We start from the raw sequence: 19,467 nt of genomic DNA, 5'->3' as shown, positions 1-19,467 counted from the left end.
GGGCCGAGCCAGATCACGTAGCCGGCGAAGGCGGCAGGCGGAATCCGCGTCCTGGCCGACGCTCTCCACAAGGCTGTCGTTGTGAAGCTCGATGTGCGGGTCGGCAAGGACAGCGGACCGCAGCCACGCGGGGATCGAGCTCCAGGTCTGCGACAACGGCGTTCCCCTGAAATTCATGCGCGAGGCGCCGCTGACCCGGTCGATGGGGCGAGTTGTACGGGGCCAGTCCCGTTGTCAGGCCCGCAGGAACGCGCCGAGCCACCGCTGCGAGGGGCACCGACAGGGTCCCTCACCACCCCGGGCACGTTCCGCCGCCACGAACGCCCGATGGGATTCGACAGCTTCCGGTCATAGGGGCCCTTGCCCGCCTCGATGCGCAGCGCGCCCACAGCGCCTTCGGTGCGATGCGCTCCCAGTCGGCGTGGAACCGCCGCGCAGCAGGGATCAAGGAACACGAACCGAGCCGTGTTCCCCGCGTGGGACGAGTCGGTGTACATCTCCGTACAGGGCACGCCCCAACGGGTTGGCGACCAGCAGTCGGCCGCACGACTGGCCCGCGCAGGCCGGCGCCGGGCCCGAGTCGGCCTCGCACTGGCGCATGTGCCAGGTCGTACAGGTGCGCGCGCTCCGTGTCGTCCAGCCGCAGCGGCTCACCGCCTCACCGCGAAGACGGCCTGCGCCTCCTCGCGGCCTGGGCCGCCCAGGAGACGCACTCGCCCAGGCAACAATCCACAGCAGGTCACAGGCACGTCGAAGTGCACGGACCTGAGATCCCACACCTGGCAGGAACGGACTTGTTCTCGTCTACTCGTGGTCCGCGTTCTGTACCCGCGCCACCCATCGCGTGAGGAGCGCTCGCTGGGCTTCTCCGTCCTCGCGGAGTACACCGGTGATGGCCATGCCTCGGAGAAGTGCGAGGAGGGTCTCCAGATCGTCGCGCTCCAGGCGAAGGCCGGTAGGTCCGCTGAGGTTTTCCCTGAGGGTCGAACGCAGATGCCGGCCGAGGTCACGTTCGGCGGGGACGAGGTGTTGGCGGAGGACGGGATCTGTCCGGGCAGCCATCCAGAGTTCGAGTCCTGCGGCGAACAGGGGCCCGGACATGAACCGGTAGAGCATGCCCGCCAGGCTCCCGATGTCGGTGGGGGTGTTGCTTCCGCTGACCAGCTTGGTGAGTTCACGAAGCTGGCCTTCGGCGACGTGATGCACTGCTGCGACGAGGAGCTCCTGCATCGAGGCAAAGTGATGGGTGAGCGAGCCTCGGGAAACGCCGGCCCGGGCCTGAACCCGCTGCATGGTGGTGTTGGCGTAGCCGTCATCGACCAGAGTCTCCACGGTCGCATCGAGTAGTGCCGCTCGCGTCGCCAGCCACCGTTCCTGCCGCCTCTTGTTCGTTTCCACGCCCTCCAGTCTAATAAGACCGATCAGACGGTCTGTTTTTTGGAGGCGCCGTGGTGACAGCTGCCGAGCTTGAGCGGCGTGGTGCGCGACACCACCCAACACCAACAGCCGTGGTCTTCGGAGATCGTTCCCTCACCTTCGCCGAAGTGGACGAGACGGCCAACCGCTTCGCCAACGTTCTGCTGGGTGCCGGGATGGCGAAAGGTGACCACCTCGGCATGCTGGTCGACAACGGCCTGTGGTCCATGCCGCTCGACTTCGCATGCCTGAAGGCGGGGATCGTCCGCGTGCCACTGAATCCCCGGCTCTCGGTCGCCCAGCACCGCCGGATGCTGGAAGAGACCGGGACGTCCTGGCTCCTGCATCAGAGCGGACTCGGCGATGCGGCCGGCGAACTGGCGGGCGTGGGCGGCGTCCGCACCGTGGGGGTGGGAGGTCCTGGAGCGGCGGACGGGATCGACCTTCTCGCCCAGGCCGACGGCGTCAGCCCTCTCGATCCCTGCGTGACGCTGTGCGAGTCCGACCCGATGCTGCTTCTGCACGCGTCGGGCACCACCGGGGTTCTGAAGGCGGCCACCCACACCCAGGGCTCCTATGCCGCGATCACCGCGAACATCCTCGCGAACGCCTGTCACCCGGACCGGACTCGGTCATGCTCCATGCCGCATCACTGATCCATGTCGGCGGCACCTTCGTGCTGCCCTACTGGATCCGCGGCGCCGCCTCCGTCGTCCTGCCGAGATTCAGCGAGATGGACCACCTCGACCCCGCGCTCACCGGTTCCTGCGGTCGGCCGTCGGTCGCCATGGACCTCCGCCTCGCCGACGAGCAGGGGCAACCGGTCCGCGGCGGAGAGATCGGCGAGGTGCAGGTGAAGTCGCCGAGCCAGATGGCCGGCTATTTCGGGGCGACGGAACTGAACGCCGAGGTGATCACTCCGGACGGCTGGGTCCGGACCCGGGACATGGCCTACGCCGATGACCGGGGCTACCACTTCCTCGTCGACCGGCGCAGCGACATGATCGTCACGGGCGGTTACAACGTCTGTCCACGAGAAGTCGAGGAGGCCATCGCCGGACACCCGTTGGTGGCCGAGTGCGCTTTCGTCGGGGCCCGGACCCGGTCTGGGTCAAGGCCGTGACGGCGTTCGTCAGCTTGAAGAGCGGGCATACAGCCACGGAGGACGACCTCAGGCAGCTGGTGCGCTCCCGGCTGGCCGGCTACAAGGTGCCCAAGCACGTCAAGTTCGTCGACACACTGCCGAAGTCGCCGGTCGGCAAGATCCTCCGCAGAGCGCTGCGTGAGCCGTTGTGGGAGGAACACACGTGACCGACGCGGAGAGGTACGAGTCGATCCGGGTGGAGACCCGCGACCGCGTCACGACCGTCATCCTGGACCGGCCTGAACGGCGGAACGCCGTGGACGGGCCGATGGCCGCAGAGCTCGCCGATGCGTTCAAGACCTTCGACGAGGACCCGAACGCTGACGCAGCGGTCATGTGGGGCGACGGGGGGCACTTCTGCGCCGGCGCCGATTTGAAAGCCGTGGGCACCGAGCGCGGGAACACGGTCGCGGTGCCGGGTGTCGGCCCCATGGGGCCGACACGGCTCCAGTTGACCAAACCGGTGATCGCGGCGGTGGAGGGATATGCGGTCGCCGGCGGACTGGAGCTGGCCATCTGGTGCGACCTCAGGGTCGTGGCCGTCGACGCCACCTTCGGCGTCTTCTGCCGCCGTTGGGGCGTACCGCTCATCGACGGCGGCACCGTCCGACTTCCCCGGCTCATCGGCATGAGCCGGGCCATGGACATGATCCTCACCGGCCGTCCCGTCGACGCCCGGGAGGCTGCCGCCTTCGGACTGGCCAACCGGGTCGTCGCCCCTGGAACCGCGCGGAGCGAGGCTGAAGCACTCGCCCGCCAGATCGCCGGATTCCCCCAGACGTGCCTGCGCAACGACAGGCGGTCAGCGTACGAGCAGAGCGGTCTGTCAGAGGTCGACGCGCTACGTTTCGAAGCAGCTGTCGGACTGGCGTCTCTGCAGGCCGACGGCACCTTCGGGGCTGCTCGGTTCTCCGCCGGGGCCGGCCGGCACGGCTCATTCACCTGAGTCCCCGCCATCACCCTGCGGAGCAACAGGTATGGCCACACTGACTCGGCTCCCCTGCTCCGTGCCCGTCGGTGCCAGACCCACGCCCTCGTCCGTTCACACACATTGCCTGGCGGTGCGGGGCGAGAAAAGGCCGCGACCGTGCTCCGTGCCGTCATGGCCGCCGTCATCATTTCTGGACGAGCATCGCCTTCACGTCTTCGTCGCTCTGCCCGGGGGCGGGCTTGCGCACCGGGATGGTCAGTGCGATGACCGCCGCGACGAGGGCGGCGCCGCAGCCGATGAGCATGCCGGTGCGGAAGCCGTCCTCGGACGGGATGGCGTGGCCGCCCAGACTGACGGTCATGTGAGCGAGGACGACGCCGACGACGGCGGAGGAGACGGAGGTGCCCACCGAGCGCATCAGGGTGTTGAAGCTGTTGGCCGAGGCGGTCTCGGACTGTGGCACGCCGCTCATGATGAGGGCGGGCATGGCCCCGTAGGCCAGCGCGACGCCGCTGTTGATGATGACGGTGACGACCAGCAGACCCCCGGTCGAGCCGGACAGCGCCAGGAACGAGGCGTAGCCGAGGGCGATGACCGTCCCACCGACCGAGAGGGTGACCTTCGGGCTGGTGGCTGCGGACAGCTTGGCGCCCACCGGTGAGACCAGCAGCATCATCAGGCCCGCCGGGGCCATCCACAGGCCGGTGGCCTGCATCGACTGGCCCAGTCCGTAGCCGGTGGTCCTGGGCAGCTGCAGGAGCTGAGGGATGATCAGTGACGAGGAGTACATCGCCAGTCCGATGACAACGGACGCGGCGTTGGTCATCAGTACCTGCGGGCGGGCGGTGACGCGCAGGTCGACCAACGGGGCCGGGTTGCGCAGCTCCCACCAGGCCCAGGCGAGGAAGATGACGGGTGCGGCGATCAGCAGCCCTGGCGTCACACCACTTCCCCAGCCCCAGTCGGCCCCCTTAGAGACGCCGAGCAGCAGGCAGATCAGGCCGGTGCCGAGACCGAGCGCACCGACGTGGTCGAAGCGGCCTTGTGCCAACGGGGGGATGGCGGGGATATAGAGCCAGATCAGCAGCCCGACCAGAGCGCTCAGTCCGGCCGAGATCCAGAACAGCGTTCGCCAGCTGGCGTGTTCGGCGACGGAGGCGGCGATCGGCAGGCCGAGCGCGCCGCCGATGCCGAGCGAGGAGCTGATGAGCGCGACGGAGGAGCCCAGCTTCTCCGGAGGCATCAGGTCGCGCAGCGCGCTGATGCCCAGCGCGATCACACCCATGCCCATGCCCTGCAGACCCCGGCCGGCGATCATCATGCCGGCCGAGGAGGCCACCGCGCACAGCACGGAGCCGACGGTGAGCGGCACGGTGCAGGCGAGCAGCATGAGGCGCTTGCCGTAGAGGTCGCCGAGCCGGCCGATGGCCGGGGTGGTCACGGCCCCGGCCAGCAGGGTCGCGGTCACGGCCCAGGAGGCGTTGGAGGCCGTGGTGTGCAGCAGTACCGGCAGTTCGCCGATCAGCGGCACGACCAGGGTCTGCATGAGCGAGGCGACGATGCCGGCCATGGCCAGCACGCCGATGACGGCGCCGGGTCGGGCGGTGGCCGGACGTGCTCCTGAAGAGGACATGGGGGACTCCTGCAAACGCGCGGAGGGCGGCCAGGCCACAGGTCCTGGCCGCCCGGAAGCTCTCAGAACGCTCCGGTCACCAGGTGACGTGGAGTTCGTGGGCGCCGTAGATCACGGCGTCGTACTTGAACGGGACCTGGTCCAGCTCGGTCGCGAGCTGCAGGGTGGGGATGCGGCGCAGCAGGGCGGGGTAGATCACCTGCAGCTCCATCCGGGCCAGCGGCTGGCCGATGCAGTGGTGGGTGCCGGCGCCGAACGCCTGGTGCCGGCGGGCGTCCCGGGTGATGTCCAGTCGGTCCGGGTCGGGGAAGACGGACGGGTCCCGGTTGGCGAGTTCGCCGAGCATGATGACGCCCTCGCCCTTGCGAATGGTCTGCCCGGCGATCTCGATGTCCTCCAGCGCCGTGCGGCGGCGCCCGAGATGGGCGATGGTGAGGAAGCGCAGCAGCTCCTCGACCGCGTCGACGACGACCTTGGGGTCATCGGTCTCGCGGACGCGTGCGGCCTGCTCCGGGTGCTGGAGCAGCAGCAGGGTGCCCAGGGTGATCATGTTGGCGGTGGTCTCGTGTCCGCCGAGCAGCAGCAGGACGCCCATCACGGCGGCCTCGCGGCGGGTCAGCTCACCGATTTTGACCTTCCCGGCGAGATGGGAAAGCAGGTCCTCGCCAGGGTTGTGGATCTTCTCGCCCACCAACCGGTCCAGGTACTCGGCCAGGCCAGTGTGCGCCGCTTGCCGCTCGGCGGAGGTGGCGGTGAGCGAGACCAGGGTCTTGCTGTTGACCTGGAAGAACTCGTGGTCGTCGTAGGGCACCCCGAGCAGTTCGGAGATCACCAGCGACGGGATCGGCAGCGAGAAGGCCTGGACCAGGTCGACGGGCTTGGGCCCCTCCAGCAGGCGGTCGATGAAGCCGTCCACCATTTCCTGCACGGCAGGGCGCATGGCCTCGACCCGCTTGATGGTGAACGCGCCGCTGACCATCCGGCGCAGCCGGGCGTGCTCCGGATCGTCCATTCCTACGAAGCTCAGGTCGGTGGCACCGTGGCTGTCACCACCCTGCGCTTCTTCGCCGTAGGCCCCGGCCTCGCCCTCCCCGCCGCCGTGGTGGGCGACCGGGCTGGGGAAGTCGGGTGCGGCGAAGTCCACACTCAGGCGACTGTCGGAGAGGAGCGCCTTCTGCTCGGCGTGGCTGGTCACCACCCACGGGGTCTTGCCGTCCCAGTTCCGCACCCGGAACACCGGACCGAACGCGGCCAGGCCACGCATCTCCGGGGACGGGTCGAACGGGCAGCGGGCGGAACGGGGTTCGGGGAAGTCGGGGATGTCGGCCGGTGCCGGGCGGGCCGTGTGTGGGGGGTTCATGTCTTCCTTTTTCAAGGGGCTCAGCGCTGGAGCGCGAGGGAGTGGTCGACCGCATCGACGAGGGTCTGGCGGTGCAGTCGGGTCTGCTTGGGCATGTTCCAGCCGAGGACGCCGATGGGCCTGCCGCTCTTGCGGTAGAGGGCGACGAACCGGCGCTCGCTCTCGGAGCCCGCGACGATCTCGGCATCCGCGTCGGCGGAGAGCGTCCCGTACACCTGGATCTTGACGTTGAATTGGTCGGTCCAGAAGTACGGGATGGGCGTGTAGGGGCGGTCCTCGCCGAGGATGTTTCCGGCGACGGCGCCGGCCTGCTCTGTGGCGTTGGTCCGGTTCTCCAGCCGCAGCATGGCGCCGAGTCCCTCGTGGTGCCAGCGGGCCACGTCGCCGACCGCGTAGATGCCCTCCGCGGAAGTCCGGCAGCGGGAGTCGCACACCACTCCGTTGTCCAGCACCAGGCCGCTGCCTTCCAGCCAGTCGGTCGCCGGCTCGGACCCGATCGCGACCACCACCACGTCCGCGGGCAGTACCTCGTTGGTGTCCAATCGAACACCGGTAACGTGGCCTTGATGCTCCGTCAGCCCTGCGACCGCCGCGCCGAGGAGCAGCCGGACGCCGTGCTCGGCGTGCACCCTGCCGAGCAGCTCAGCCACCCGCGGACCCAACTGGCCCGCCATCGGGGCGGCTTGCGGCCCGACCAGGGTTAAGTCCACCCCCAGTTCACACGCGGTGGCGGCGATCTCGGCGCCGAGCACGCCGTCGCCCACCACCACGGTGCTCGACGCGCCCGCCAGTTCGCCTCGCAGCGCCGCCGCGTCCTCCAGGGTCCGCAGCATATGGACACCGCGCAGCCCCTCGGCGCCGGGGAAGGGACGCGGTCGGACACCGGTGGCCAGCACGACCGCGTCGGCGCGTCGCGTCCGCCCGGAGGCGGCGCTGACGGTGCGGGTCGCGGCGTCCAGTGCGACGGCCGGGTCGCCGAGCACGAACTCCGCGTCCAGGGCGTCGAGCGCGTCCTGCCCGCGCAGCTGTGTCTGCTCGGGCTGCCAGGTGCCGGACAGCACCTGCTTGGACAGCGGCGGCCGGTCATAGGGCAGGTGCCGCTCGGCGCCCAGCACGGTCAGCGCGCCCCGGTATCCCTTGCGCCGCAAGGACTCCGCGGTGGCCAGCCCGGCCGCACCGGCGCCGACGACCAGGACGCTCTCGAGTGCGCTCATGCCTCCTCGCCGAGGTGGATCGCGGCGGCCGGGCAGACGCTCGCGGCCTCGCGCACGGCGGCGTGCTGCTCCGGGGCGGGCTCGGCGTCCAGCAGGATGGCGATGCCGTCCTCGTCGCGCTGGTCGAACACCTCCGGTGCGATGAGCACGCACTGGCCTGCGCCGCAGCACTTGACTTCGTCGATGATGATCTTCATGACGGGTTCTCCTTGGATCCGGTACGGGGTGGGGGTGTGACGGGGGCGAGCAGCAGGCCGGTGATTGCGTCGGTCAGCGACACCGCCGTGTGCCGCCATGCGGGGTGGAGCGCGCTCGTCCCCTCGGCCAGGGCGCGTTCGCGTTCGGCGCAGGTGTGCACGATCAGCAGCCGTGCCATGTCGTCGCGTTCTTGGCGCACGTCCCTCGGCAGTTCCGGCAGCCGGCGGCCCAGTTCGTCCAAGGTCCGCCGCAGCGGCGGCCGGTCGACCGCCGCTGCGCTGACGGCCTCCCGCAGCACGGGGTCGGTCATCACCTGTGCGACGAAGCGTGCGTGCCAGGAGGGCGTGCCAAGCGAGGCGAGGTACTCGGTGACCGGGTACACCAGGCAACCGACCCAGTCCCGGACGTCGTCACTGCCGGCGACCTCGGCCAGCAGCCGCTCCCGGATCTGCTCGATGGGCCCGTCGCTCCTGCTGATCATCGTCCGGATCAGGCCGGTCTTGCTACCGAAGTGGTAGCCCACCGCGGCGTTGTTGCCCTGTCCGGCCGCCTCGCTGATCTGACGGCTCGACACCGCCGCCAGCCCGTGCACGGCGAAGAGCCGCTCCGCAGCGTCCATGATCGCCTCACGGGTCTCGGCAACCCGCTTCGCCCGAGTCGTCCGCTCTGCCTGCTCTGCCCGCTCGCTTGTACCGCCCACAGTCACCACCGCACCGGGAGCTCGCGCAGCGGTGTGGTGATGAGGCCCTCGACACGGCGCAGCTCCGCCGGGTCGATGGCAAGGTCGAGGCTGGGCAGGCGGCGCAGCAGCACGCGGAGCACGGTCTGCATCTCGGTACGGGCGAGCGGCTGCCCGAGGCAGGAATGCGGCCCGGCACCGAAAGCGAGGTGGGGGTTCGGGGTGCGGCCGAGGTCCATGTCCTCGGCCCCGGCGAAGGCGCCGGTGTCGCGGTTGGCCGCGGCCATGCTGCACACCACGGTGGTGCCCTGGCTCAGCACGGCGCCGCTCGGCACCTCGGTGTTCTCGTGGACGTAGCGGAGCATGCCGAAGCCGGTGTAGGGCTCGAAGCGGAGCACCTCCTCCACGGCGGAGCGGATCAGCGAACGGTCCGCCAGCAGCCGCTCCCAGCGGCTGCGGTCGGCCAGCAGTACAGCCGCCATAGTGGTGATGAAGCCGGCGGTGGTCTCGTGGCCGGCCAGCAGCAGCGCCTGGCCGGTGGCGGCTAGGGCCAGGTCGGACATCGGGCGGCCCTCAGTGTCGGTGGCCGTGATCAGCTGACTGATCAGGTCGTCCTGAGGGTCCTGCCGCTTCTCGGCGACCAGGCCGGCCATGTACGCGCCGAAGTCGCGGTGCGCCGCCTCCATCTCAGCGGCGGTGTACTTGGAGAGGTTGAGGAACGTGTCGGACCAGTTCTTGAAGTCGTCCCGGTCGCTCTCCGGAACGCCGAGCATGTCGCAGATGACGTACACCGGCAACGGGAAGGCCAAGTGCCGTACCAGGTCGGCGGGTTGCCCGTGCTCCAGCATGCCGTCGACGAGCTGGTCGGCCATCGTCTCAATCTTGGGCACCAGGGCCTGCATGCGCTTGGCCGTGAACCACTTGCCGACCATGCGCCGCCAGCGATCCTGCCCCTCGGCGATGAGCGCCCTCGCCATCGGGCTGTCGAAGACGCTGCCCGCCTCACTGGCGGTGATCCGGGCCGCGTCCGGCCGGGCCAGACCCTCCCGGCTCAGGCGCGGGTCGGAGAGCGCAAGCTTGACGTCCTCGTAGCGAGTGAGCAGCGTCGCCCGGTCGCCGCTGGGCAGCGTGACGTGGGCCACCGGGCATTTCTGCCGCAACTGCGGCCACTCCGTCGGAGGAACGAGCGCGCCGGGGGCGGAGAGCGGGTAGCGCAACGTGTCGTCCGACTGGGTCTCGGTCATGAACACTCCTCACGGTCCGTGCCTGCTTGTCGCTTCAGGCAACCTCTGACCCGAACTTAAGTCAAGTGACTGACTTAAGAGTGAAGTTGGTGGGGAAGTCCTGCGCAGGAAACAGGGCAATGCCAGCACCAGCCCCGTCGCTCCATGGCCGCACAGAACGACAACGCAACCCCGACCCGCATGAAGGACAGCGTCTACACCTGGGTGATCCGCCCGGCGCTGACCGAGCGTGACGTGGTGCCGCTGTGGGGCTGCTTCCAGGACGCGAGTCTCCCAACCACACCCTGCGGTCGCCCTGGAACGCGGGACACCTCGTGAAAGGCACGGCGCACTCCCCCGAGCGGGGTGCGGCCCCTCTACCCCGTTCGGGGATGCACTCCCTCCTTGCGGACCGGCGATCCCGGAAGAGTTGGCGTCGCAAGGCCCTGACATGCTCGGTCGCTTCGGAGGGAATTCCTCGGCTTCTTGCTCAATCTGTTGGCAGCCTCGGCCACCCCCTCCTCACCAACAGCGCGATGGCTCGCCGGGAATCACAGCAGCGGCACCAGTTCCCCGGTGGCGCGGCCGTCCGGGGTCAGGAGCCTGCCCATGCGTTTCGGGGTGCGGAGGTTGATGCCGATGTCGCGGATGGTCAGCCACGGGAGCGTGGTGCCGAGGCGGTGTTCCAGGTGGATCAGGTCCGTGGTGGTGTGCGTCCACACGGTGAACGCGATGTTGGCGTCACCCGTGGTCGAGGCGCACATGCGCAGTTCAGGGAGGGTGGCGAGGGCGTCGACAGTGCGTTTCTGATCGGCGGGGGCGACGCGGGCCAGCCAGGTGCTGCTTATCGGCCAGGTGGTGACTGACTGGGCCACTTCGCAGCGGAACTGGATCAGCCCGCTGGACAGCAGGCGCGGGAGTTGCCGCCGCACGGTGGCGGGGTTGCGCCCGGTGACGCGTGCGAGGTCCGCGGCGGTGCGGCGGCCGTCCTGGGCAAGCGCGTCGATCAGGGGGCCCGCGTTCGGCGGCGGCGTCACACCTGGAACGGGCCTGATCGCCGCCGCGGCGAAGGCTTGGGCCTGGTAGCGGTTGAGCGCGTCGAGTCGCCAGTTGCTGCCGTCGCGGTGCACGGCAGTGCACACCGCAGTGCGCTGCCGTTCCAGGCCGGGGATGGCGGGCATGTCGTCGAGGACCAACCGGGTCAGATCGGCCAGGTCCCGGGTGAGCACAGTGAGCAGCAGATCGCGTCCCCGGGTGGACTCCTCGACGGTGGCCACGCGCCGGTCGGCACACAGCGCACGGACGACGTCGGCGCGCCGCCGCGGGACACAGTCGACTTCTACCAGCGCGAAGACCATGCCACGGTGGGAACCGCTGCGATGCGCGGTGATCCAGACGAGGCCGGCCGAGTGCAGCCGTTCCCAGCGCTCGGCCAGCGCGGCCGGGGCCGAGCCGAGGATGCGGCCGGCCTCGGCCCAGCTCACCCGCGGCGCGATCTGCAGACCATGCAGCAGCTCCAGATCTCGCTCGCTGACCACCGGGTCTGTCACGAATCATCGCCTCCGGCGCCGATCAATGCACGATTCTTCACTCTTCGCAAGGCGCGCCGCGCGCTGTCGCAGACTACTGGGCAGTGCTCTGCCCAGGAGAGACATCCCAGGAGTTGAACATGTCGCGCGGCGACCTTCTCAGTGTGATGCGACCGCCGGCGAGCGCACGTGAACACGACGCTGATCTACGCGATCGTCAACCGGGCGGCCTGGGCCGGGGTCAGGGCTTTCGACAGCAACTTCAGGGTGTAGGTGGCGTCCAGATCCTCGAACGCCGCCGGCGCGGCGGGAAAGCAATCCCGCGGGGCGTGCCGCAGTCGCTGGGTGCGGCGGGTTCGTTCCCAGATCAGTGTTGTGTGGGTGCGGACCATGTCAGCCGGCACGTGGGCGTCGCCGGCGTCGCATTTTGCTCCCGACGCCCCCGACCGGCGGCGGAACTGGGCGGCCTACAACGGATCGACTGCCATCCCCGTGTAGCCGACCGCGAGCAGCGCGGCCGTCAACAGCCGCAACGCAGTGCTCGTGCCACGCGGACGGGCACTACACCCCGGCCGACACCAGGAGTGTGCCCGATGGCTCACTCCCAGAACTGACGAGGAGCGAGATGTCGGTAGTCGTGGACGCGAAGGCGCTTGGTGGTGACCTCGTCGAATTGCGCCGTGCCCTGCACCGCGAACCCGAGGTGGGACTGAACCTGCCGAGGACGCAGGAGCGGGTCCTGGCGGCGCTGGACGGGCTGCCCTTGGAGATCGGTTTGGGCAAGGGCGCGACCTCGGTCACCGCGGTGCTGCGCGGCTCGGGCGAAGGCAGCGTGCTGCTACGCGCCGACCTGGACGCATTGCCGGTCCAGGAACAGACCGGCCTGGCCTATGCGTCCCATGTGGACGGCGTGATGCACGCGTGCGGCCATGACCTGCACACCGCGATGCTGGTCGGTGCGGCACGGCTGCTCTCCGCCCACCGGGACCGCCTTGCCGGGGACGTGGTGTTCATGTTCCAGCCGGGCGAAGAGGGCTGGGAGGGAGCGCGGCTGATGATCGACGAGGGCGTGCTGGACGCGTCCGGCCGCCGCGTCGACGCGGCCTACGCCCTGCACGTGTTCTCGACGCTCGGTCCACAGGGGATCGTACAGAGCCGTCCTGGTCCCGTGCTCGCCGCTTTGGCCACCCTCGCCGTCACCGTCCGCGGCCAGGGCGGTCACGCCTCCGCCCCGCATCTGGCCCGGGACCCGATCGTCGCCGCCGCGGAGATGATCACGGCGTTGCAGACCATGGTCACTCGGCGGTTCGACGTCTTCGACCCGGTGGTGGTCACCGTCGGGCTCGTGCAGGCAGGCAGCCGCAGCAACGTCATTCCCGGCGAAGCGAGGTTCGAGGCGAGCATCCGCAGCTTCTCGCCGGAGTCGGCCGAGCGCATGCGTGCCGCGGCGACCCGGCTGATCCACGGCATCGCGGACGCGCACGAGGTCGAGGCGGACGTGGGCTATGCCGACGGCAGGCCGGTGACGGTCAACGATTCCGCCGAGACGGCCTTCGCCCGGGGCGTGGTGACCGAGACCTTCGGCCCGGACCGGTATGTGTCGATGACCAATCCCATGACGTGCACGGAGGATTTCTCCCGGGTGCTCGCCGAGGTACCGGGATGCCTGCTCGCGCTCGGTGCGCGCGCGCCCGGTGCCGACCCGGACCGTGCGGCCTTCAACCACAGCCCGTACGCCGAATTCGACGACGCCGTGCTGGCCGACGGCGCGGCTCTGCTCGCCGAACTGGCGATCCACCGGCTCGCCGACCGTCCCGGAGCCGCCTCGTGACTGCCGACCGCATCGCCATCCGCCCTGCCACGACCGCTGACGTGGAGTCGGTCGCCAAGATCTACGCCCACTACGTGGAAAACACCACCGTGACGCTGGAGGAAGAACCGCCGTCCTCTGAGGACTGGCAGCGCCGGCTCGCCGCCCTTGCCGAGGCGCGGCTGCCGTTCCTGGTCGCCGATGCCTGCGGGGAGATAGTCGGGTACGCCTACGCCGCGCCCTGGCGCCCCAAGCCGGCCAACCGGTACACCGTCGAGAACAGCATCTACCTCGCGCCGGAGTACTCGGGCCGGGGGCTGGGCACCACGCTGCTCAACGCGCTGCTCGCCGCGTGCCGCGAGGCTGGGATTCGCCAGGTCATCTCGGTCATCTCCGCAGTCGGCACCGATACCGGTGGCGCCTCGGTGGCGTTGCACCGCCGCTGCGGGTTCACCGACGCAGGCCGGCTCACCGGTACCGGCTACAAGCACGGCTGCTGGGTCGACGTGCTGCTCATGCAATGCGATCTGCTGCGGTGAGCCTGCTCGAGCTGAAGCACTTCCGGCTGCTGATGGCGATCGCCGACGTCGGCTCGCTGTCTGCCGCCGCCAAGCAGCTCGGCTATTCCCAGCCGGCGATCACCCAGCAGGTGCAGCAGCTGGAACGCAGCATCGTCAAGACCCCACTGCTCGTCCGGTCCCACGGCGGGGTGCGGTTCACCGAGGCGGGCGAAGTGCTGTTGCGGCGCGGCCGCGCGATCCTGGACGCGGCCACACTCGCCACGGCGGAGGTCGAGGCGATCGCGGGGCTGCGCATGGGGCAGATCCGCATCGCGAGCTTTCCCAGCGCGGTGTCGACCCTGCTTCCATCTACCTTGGCGGCCATGCGAACCGCCCACCCGGGACTGTCGTTCACGCTGGTCGAGGCCGAGACCGAGCGGGCACTGGAACTGCTGCGCCGGGGCGAGTGCGACATCGCGGTGGTGTACGACTGGATAATCGACGAGTCCGGCCCGGGGCTGGAGGTCGGCACGGGCGAAGTCCGGCACCCGCTGATCGAGGAGATCGTGCATGTCGCCCTGCCTGCGGGCCACGCGCGAGCGACCCGGAATGGGGTGCGCCTCGCGGATCTGGCCGGCGAGGTGTGGATCGCAGGCTGCCCGACCTGCCGGCGCAGCCTGCTGGACCTGGGCGCGCACGTCGGCATCAGCCCGAGGATCGGGTTCGAAACCGACGACTTCGTGGCGGTTCAGCGGCTGGTCGAAGCCGGCTTGGGGGTCGCGATCGTCACCGACCTCATGGTCAGCGCGGCCTCGGAACGCGACCGGCTCGTGCTGCGGCCGATGCAGCCGCTGACCAAACGGGTGGTCAGCGCCGTGGCCTTGAAGGACGTTCTGCCCGTCCCCGGGGTCCGGCAGATTGTCGCGTGCCTGCGCGACATCGCCGCTTCGCAGGTGTTCGGCCCGGAAACCAACAGCCCGCACCCTGCGGCGGTCGTCGGCGGGCACTGAGCCCGGTGCCGTCGGGTCACGAATCCTGCAGCAAGCTCTTGGGCGCCGTCGCAGGCAGGTCGGCGGTGCTCTGCCCTGGCTGCCGGATGAAGCAGCCGGCCACCACACCAAGAGCAGGGCCCACAGCCAGCGCGACGAAGGCGAGCGGGAACGAACCGGTGGCCGCGAAGACCGCGCCGACGACCACCGGCACGATCACACTTCCCAGTTGCCAGACCGCGTTGATCGTGCCGGCGGCCGTGCCGACGAAGTCGAGCTTGGCGAAGGTCTGGGTCAGCGTCGCGAGCAGCGGGCTGTAGGCGTAGGCGCCGATGCCCAACAGCACCGCGAGGAACACCGCCTGGGTGTAGGTGACGGCGAACCCGAACCCGATCAGCGCCGCGGTGAAGAAGGCCAGCGTGACGACGGCGAACCGCGGCAGGTTGATTCTGCGGCGCCGGATGAGCAGGCCGATGGCTGGCTTGACCACCAGTGACATCGCCGCAAAGATGATCATGATGGTGGCGGCGTGCTCGCCGTCGATCTGGAGTCCGTGGATCAGCAGGTTGTTCGCCCAGGTCACGAACCCGTAGTCACCCCAGAGCGCCCCGAAACCGGCCGCGCAGACCAGCAGCAGGTTGCGGTTAGTGACCACGTGGCGCAGGCCTTCGAGCGGCTTCGGGCGGCCGGTCCGTACTGGTCCGGCCCTTTCGGGTCCCGGCCGGATCAGCACCAGTGCCAGGAGCGACAGGGCCACGGTGATCGCTCCGAAGAGCCGGTAGGAGTTCTGCCAACCCCCGCCCTCGACCAGGCGAGGGACGACAGCGTTGGCGATGATGGTGCCCAGGGACAGCGCGGTGAGGAAGAGGCTGACAGCCAACCCGCGTTCCTTTTCATCGAACCATTCCGCGATGCTCTTCATGCCACCCGAGTAGTCCACGCCGGCGAACAGCCCCACGATGGCCTGCAGCGCGAGCCCGAACGCGAACGAGGTGGACGTGCCGAAGAGGATCATCGCGGTGCCTGCGCCGAGGCCGCTGAAACCAAGCACGCGGCGGGGCCCGAACCGGTCGTTGAGAAAGCCGCCTGCGGCGTTCGAGATGACATAGCCGAGGTAGTAGCCGGTAGCGAACACGCCGAGCGCGGCGAGCGGAACCGCGAGCGACTTGCCGACGGCAGGCGAGGCGGGGCCCCAGGCGGAGCGGTCGACGGACGTCATGGTGAAAACAGCCCAGCACATGGCCAGAACAGCCCAGCGATATCCGCTGCCGCGCCGGGTGGTGGCGTTTCTGTCTCGCATGGGACTCCAAGGTCAGCAGTGGACGAGGAACCGGAGGAGCGCCCTGGTGCCGAACCGGATGGCCTCGACCGGGATGCGTTCGTCGATTCCGTGAAAGAGCGAGGCGAACGACATGCCCGCCGGGAGCCGGGTCGGCGCGAATCCGTAGCCGTGGATCCCGAGCCGGTGCAGTGCTTTGTTGTCGGTCGCGCCGGAACTGCAGTAGGGCAGGAATTGTGCGCCAGGCTCCTCGGCGCGAATCGCGGACCGCATGGCGTCGACGAGCGGAACGTCGAGTGGCGCGTCGATCGCAGGTGCCCGCTTTTCGACGACGACGTCGATCCGGTCGCCGGCCAGCTCGCGGATCGTGTCGACGACGAGGGTTTCGTGGCCGGGCAGGAATCGGCAGTCGAGGACGGCTTCGGCGACGCCGGGCACGACATTGGTTTTGCCGCCCGCGTGCAGCCTGGTGATGTTCACGCTGTCGCGTCGGGCGCCGGTCACCTTCAGGTAGGACTCGCCGAGAATCTCCCGGAGCCGGGCATCCTGCTGCTCGGCGGAGCAGTCGCGCAACGAGCGGCCGGTTATCGATTCGATGCCGTCGATCAAGCCCGCCATGGACGGCAGGTGCTCGACGGGCCAGCGGTGATCGCCGATGCGGACCAGTGCCTTCGCGAGCCGGACCACGGCGCTGTCCGGGTGCGGGTAGGAACCGTGACCGGGTTTTCCCCTGGCGCGCAGCCTGATCCAGCACAGCCCCTTTTCCGCGGACCTGAGCAGGTAGGCCTGACGTTGATGCCCGTCACCGGTCGCAAGCGGGATGTTGTACGCGCCGCCTTCGCCGATGGCCTGGTCGCAGCCGTCGAACAGTTCGGGATGGTGGGAGACCAGCCAGTGCGCACCACGGGTGCCGCCGTCTTCCTCGTCGGCGAAGAAGGCGATCACCAGATCACGTGGTGGGCTGATGCGTTCCGCCACGAGATGGCGGACGGCAGCGAGGATCGCACCGTCGGTGCTCTTCATGTCGACGGCACCGCGGCCCCAAAGGACACCGTCCAGGATGTCCCCGCCGAACGGGTCGCGGCTCCACTCGCCCGCATCGGCCGGGACCACGTCGAGATGTCCGTGCACGACCAGGCCCCCTCGGGCGCGGTCTGCGCCGGGCAGCCGGACGACGACGTTGGCACGCCGCGGCTCGCTTTCGTGTATGACCGGACTTAGGCCGACCTCCCGTAGCCGTGCGACGACGTAGTCGGCCGCGTGCCGTTCCCCGCGCGACCGGCCGTCGCCGAAGTTGCTGGTGTCGATCCGGATCAGGTCCTGAGTGAAGGCGACGGCCTCGTCCTGGGCCCGGTCGAGGGCCGCGGTCATCCGCTGATCACCTCAAAACGTCCGGCCGGGCCACTGAAAACGGCCCGGAGCCCGTAGGCGGGCGAGTCGACGACCGGCACCTCCGCGCCCAGCAAGGCGAGGGTGGCACGGGTCCCGGCCGCGGCAGGGCTGCGAACTTCCAGCTCCTCCAGGGTGATTCCGGGTTCGAGCCGGGCAGACGGGTGTGGTGTCCGGCCCCAGTCGATGAGGAACGGCTGGCAGCCGGCGAGCGGCAAGGGCTCGCGCCGTGTCAGCCGCCAGGAGAGCGCGGCACCGGAGGGAGTCGTGCGGGCGGCATCGCACACGATGCCGACCTCGACTCCCCCGGCCCGGGCTTGCCGCACCTGGGCGTCGAAGTCGCCGGGCCGGACGGCCCAGGTGTGCAGCCGCAGACCGGTCACCGTCTGCACGTCCAGGCCGAGCCGGTCCAGGGCCGCCGTGCCCTGCTGCGGGTCCGGGCCGATGATCTCGAGGTACGTCCGGCTTTCGGCGGACCCGGCGACGGACATCCCGACCAGGAGGTTGGCAGTCCCGCGATTCGGGTGGCTGCCGCCGGGAACCGGCCGGATGCCGGACAGTTCGGTGAACCGGCACGCTCCGCCGGCGAGATCGGGACATGCGAGGACCAGGTGGTCCAGGGTCTCCGAAAGTGTCATCGAGTTGCTCCGCATCGCGAGGGCACCACGGATGCTCCGTGCCGGGGGCCGGATGCAGCAGCCGTGCCGAGCCGGTCGAGTGCGTCGGCGGCCAAGCGGGCCCGGTCCGGCTTGTGGGTCGGCGAAAGGGGGAGGTCGGGGACGATCCAGATCCGGCGGGGATGCGCGAACGGCTCCAGCTGGGCGAGGACGTGCTGTTTGAGCGAGTCCTCGCTCACCACCGCATCACCGGACAACGTCACGAAGGCCACCGGCTTGCGACCCTTCGCTTCGTCGGGCACCCCGACGACGACGGCCTGTGCCACGGCAGGATGCGTTTCGAGCACGGACTCGACGGCGCGCGGATAGACGTTCTCGCCGCCGGTCACGAACATGTCGTCCTCCCGGCCCTCGAAGAAGTAAAACCCGTCGTCGTCCACCCGGAAGAGGTCCTTGGTGTGGTGGTAGCCGTCCGCGGTCACCGGTACGGCGAGGTCCGGCCGCTTGCGATATCCCCGCATCAGCGCGGGTGAGCGCACCTCCAGCACCCCGCGCCCGGAAACTGGATTTCCGGCCGCGTCGACCAGCCGCACGTCCACCGCGGGATGCGCGGTGCCGACCGAGCCCAGCGGCGTCGGGCGGCCGTCGGGGTGCCTGCGGAAGACGATCGGGCCGGATTCGGTGGTGCCGTAGCCGAACGCGATCTCGGCGCCGGGGAACCACGTGCCGAGCTGCCGGAACAACGCCGTGGCCGCGGGAGCCGAAGCCATCCCGATCCGCCGGACGGACGACAGGTCGAGGCGGTCGAGGACGTCGGCGTGCGCGGCCAGCATCGCGAACATGGTGGGCACGCCGCTGAGATGGCTGACCCGGTACCGCGCGACGGCCGTCAGGAAGGCGACCGGTTCGAACCGGGGCAGCAGCACGATCGTGCCGCCGGAGGCGAGCAGCCGCTGCGTGTTGGTCAGCGCGTTCATGTGGTAGAGCGGCGCCGAAACCAGGGTGCGGGACCCGGCGCCGGGATTGTCGGCTGTCGACTGGTCGATGGCCCACAGGTGCCCGGCCTGCGTCAACTCGACCCCCTTGGGCTGCCCCGTGGTGCCCGAGGTGTACAGGATCATCGCGAGGTCGTCCGGCTGCGGCTGAACGGACTTGAACGGCCGGGGCGGCAGTACGTGCACGCGTTCCAGGGGAATCGTCTCGACGTGGCGCAGGTGCGCGTGCACGGAATCGGTGAACGCCAGTACCAGGTCGGCGTTACCGGCCACCGCCGACACCCCTTGGGCGGGCAGCCGGTGACTGATCGGCACGGGCACGCCACCGGCCCGCTGCACGGCGTAGAACGCGATGATCCAGGCAGAGCTGTTCTCCCCGAGAATGCCGACCGACTGGCCGGGCTCGGTTCGCTCGCGGACCAACGCAGCTGCCGACTGCACGGCGCTCTCCAACTGCCGGTAGGTCAGGCAGCGTCTGTCCGTGGCCTGGATGATCGCAGGCTGGTCCGGGTTGTCGCGGCAGATCCGGTCCCCCTGGTTGCGCAAAGCCATGCTGTGCCT

Annotated in this window: 21 protein-coding genes; 8 read left to right on the top strand and 13 right to left on the bottom strand. The window is 69.7% G+C overall.

What is annotated here, in order from left to right; all coding sequences use genetic code 11:
- Nucleotides 1–804 precede the first annotated feature (804 nt).
- Entirely contained in the window at nt 805–1,398 is a 594-nt protein-coding gene (locus ABZ016_RS23505) for a TetR/AcrR family transcriptional regulator (RefSeq protein WP_356918612.1), read from the bottom strand.
- A gap of 50 nt (nt 1,399–1,448) precedes the next feature.
- Here ABZ016_RS23505 and ABZ016_RS23500 point away from each other — a divergent pair, with 50 nt between their 5' ends.
- Genes ABZ016_RS23500 through ABZ016_RS23485 form a run of 4 tightly spaced genes read left to right on the top strand, consistent with a single transcriptional unit; the run spans nt 1,449 to nt 3,506 of the window.
- Nucleotides 1,449–2,072, top strand: coding sequence for an AMP-binding protein (locus ABZ016_RS23500; RefSeq protein ID WP_356918611.1), 624 nt, complete (start codon nt 1,449–1,451; stop codon nt 2,070–2,072).
- Nucleotides 2,051–2,539 carry an AMP-binding protein gene (locus ABZ016_RS23495; protein ID WP_356918610.1) on the top strand — a complete coding sequence of 163 codons (489 nt, stop codon included), beginning with the start codon at nt 2,051–2,053 and terminating at the stop codon, nt 2,537–2,539. The genes ABZ016_RS23500 and ABZ016_RS23495 overlap by 22 nt, the downstream gene beginning before the upstream one ends.
- Nucleotides 2,536–2,727, top strand: a complete 192-nt coding sequence (locus ABZ016_RS23490) for a hypothetical protein (RefSeq protein ID WP_356918609.1) — start codon at nt 2,536–2,538, stop codon at nt 2,725–2,727. The genes ABZ016_RS23495 and ABZ016_RS23490 overlap by 4 nt, the downstream gene beginning before the upstream one ends.
- The gene (locus tag ABZ016_RS23485) at nt 2,724–3,506 is read left to right on the top strand and encodes a crotonase/enoyl-CoA hydratase family protein (RefSeq protein WP_356918608.1); all 783 of its coding nucleotides are present in this window, start codon (nt 2,724–2,726) and stop codon (nt 3,504–3,506) included. Before ABZ016_RS23490 ends, ABZ016_RS23485 begins: the two co-directional genes overlap by 4 nt.
- Nucleotides 3,507–3,675: 169 nt before the next feature.
- Here the strand turns inward: ABZ016_RS23485 and ABZ016_RS23480 are convergent, their stop codons facing one another.
- From ABZ016_RS23480 to ABZ016_RS23455, 6 genes are all read right to left on the bottom strand, one after another.
- Nucleotides 3,676–5,124, bottom strand: coding sequence for an MFS transporter (locus ABZ016_RS23480; protein ID WP_356918607.1), 1,449 nt, complete (start codon nt 5,122–5,124; stop codon nt 3,676–3,678).
- 76 nt (nt 5,125–5,200) lie between these two features.
- Entirely contained in the window at nt 5,201–6,484 is a 1,284-nt protein-coding gene (locus tag ABZ016_RS23475; RefSeq protein WP_356918606.1) for a cytochrome P450, read from the bottom strand.
- A gap of 20 nt (nt 6,485–6,504) precedes the next feature.
- Complete coding sequence (locus ABZ016_RS23470; RefSeq protein WP_356918605.1) at nt 6,505–7,698, bottom strand: FAD-dependent oxidoreductase; 1,194 nt, start codon at nt 7,696–7,698, stop codon at nt 6,505–6,507.
- The gene (locus ABZ016_RS23465) at nt 7,695–7,895 is read right to left on the bottom strand and encodes a ferredoxin (RefSeq protein ID WP_356918604.1); all 201 of its coding nucleotides are present in this window, start codon (nt 7,893–7,895) and stop codon (nt 7,695–7,697) included. Before ABZ016_RS23465 ends, ABZ016_RS23470 begins: the two co-directional genes overlap by 4 nt.
- Entirely contained in the window at nt 7,892–8,515 is a 624-nt protein-coding gene (locus ABZ016_RS23460; RefSeq protein WP_356918603.1) for a TetR family transcriptional regulator, read from the bottom strand. The genes ABZ016_RS23465 and ABZ016_RS23460 overlap by 4 nt, the downstream gene beginning before the upstream one ends.
- Nucleotides 8,516–8,598: 83 nt before the next feature.
- Complete coding sequence (locus tag ABZ016_RS23455; protein WP_356918602.1) at nt 8,599–9,819, bottom strand: cytochrome P450; 1,221 nt, start codon at nt 9,817–9,819, stop codon at nt 8,599–8,601.
- Between the two features lie 144 nt (nt 9,820–9,963).
- On the opposite strand from ABZ016_RS23455, the gene ABZ016_RS23450 reads away from it, so the two are divergent.
- Entirely contained in the window at nt 9,964–10,137 is a 174-nt protein-coding gene (locus tag ABZ016_RS23450) for a hypothetical protein (protein WP_356918601.1), read from the top strand.
- Nucleotides 10,138–10,349: 212 nt separating this feature from the next.
- Here ABZ016_RS23450 and ABZ016_RS23445 read toward each other — a convergent pair whose 3' ends face one another.
- Together ABZ016_RS23445 and ABZ016_RS23440 are read right to left on the bottom strand one after the other, a co-directional pair.
- Nucleotides 10,350–11,348 carry a winged helix-turn-helix transcriptional regulator gene (locus ABZ016_RS23445; RefSeq protein ID WP_356918600.1) on the bottom strand — a complete coding sequence of 333 codons (999 nt, stop codon included), beginning with the start codon at nt 11,346–11,348 and terminating at the stop codon, nt 10,350–10,352.
- Between the two features lie 185 nt (nt 11,349–11,533).
- Nucleotides 11,534–11,719, bottom strand: coding sequence for a hypothetical protein (locus ABZ016_RS23440; RefSeq protein WP_356918599.1), 186 nt, complete (start codon nt 11,717–11,719; stop codon nt 11,534–11,536).
- A 233-nt stretch (nt 11,720–11,952) separates the two neighbouring features.
- Between ABZ016_RS23440 and ABZ016_RS23435 the strand changes: the two genes are divergently transcribed.
- From ABZ016_RS23435 to ABZ016_RS23425, 3 genes are read left to right on the top strand one after another with little or no spacing between them, the layout of a single operon-like run.
- Nucleotides 11,953–13,158: a M20 family metallopeptidase gene (locus ABZ016_RS23435; RefSeq protein ID WP_356918598.1), complete on the top strand. Its 1,206-nt coding sequence runs from the start codon at nt 11,953–11,955 to the stop codon at nt 13,156–13,158.
- A complete protein-coding gene (locus ABZ016_RS23430) occupies nt 13,155–13,676 on the top strand; it encodes an N-acetyltransferase family protein (protein ID WP_356918597.1) in 522 nt (173 codons plus the stop codon). Before ABZ016_RS23435 ends, ABZ016_RS23430 begins: the two co-directional genes overlap by 4 nt.
- Nucleotides 13,673–14,647 (top strand): LysR family transcriptional regulator, encoded by a 975-nt coding sequence (locus ABZ016_RS23425; RefSeq protein WP_356918596.1) that lies wholly within the window; start codon nt 13,673–13,675, stop codon nt 14,645–14,647. The genes ABZ016_RS23430 and ABZ016_RS23425 overlap by 4 nt, the downstream gene beginning before the upstream one ends.
- A gap of 16 nt (nt 14,648–14,663) precedes the next feature.
- Here ABZ016_RS23425 and ABZ016_RS23420 read toward each other — a convergent pair whose 3' ends face one another.
- Genes ABZ016_RS23420 through ABZ016_RS23405 form a run of 4 tightly spaced genes read right to left on the bottom strand, consistent with a single transcriptional unit; the run spans nt 14,664 to nt 19,458 of the window.
- Entirely contained in the window at nt 14,664–15,926 is a 1,263-nt protein-coding gene (locus ABZ016_RS23420; RefSeq protein WP_356918595.1) for an MFS transporter, read from the bottom strand.
- A gap of 12 nt (nt 15,927–15,938) precedes the next feature.
- Nucleotides 15,939–17,276, bottom strand: a complete 1,338-nt coding sequence (locus ABZ016_RS23415; protein ID WP_356918594.1) for a M20/M25/M40 family metallo-hydrolase — start codon at nt 17,274–17,276, stop codon at nt 15,939–15,941.
- Complete coding sequence (locus ABZ016_RS23410; RefSeq protein WP_356918593.1) at nt 17,273–17,932, bottom strand: VOC family protein; 660 nt, start codon at nt 17,930–17,932, stop codon at nt 17,273–17,275. The genes ABZ016_RS23415 and ABZ016_RS23410 overlap by 4 nt, the downstream gene beginning before the upstream one ends.
- Nucleotides 17,929–19,458, bottom strand: a complete 1,530-nt coding sequence (locus ABZ016_RS23405; protein ID WP_356918592.1) for a class I adenylate-forming enzyme family protein — start codon at nt 19,456–19,458, stop codon at nt 17,929–17,931. Before ABZ016_RS23405 ends, ABZ016_RS23410 begins: the two co-directional genes overlap by 4 nt.
- Nucleotides 19,459–19,467: the final 9 nt, after the last annotated feature.

This window comes from Streptomyces sp. NPDC006372, from assembly GCF_040612515.1.
In the GTDB taxonomy this organism is placed as follows: domain Bacteria; phylum Actinomycetota; class Actinomycetes; order Streptomycetales; family Streptomycetaceae; genus Streptomyces.
Note: the sequence above shows the minus strand (reverse complement) of the source record. Positions and strands in the feature narration are given on the sequence as shown.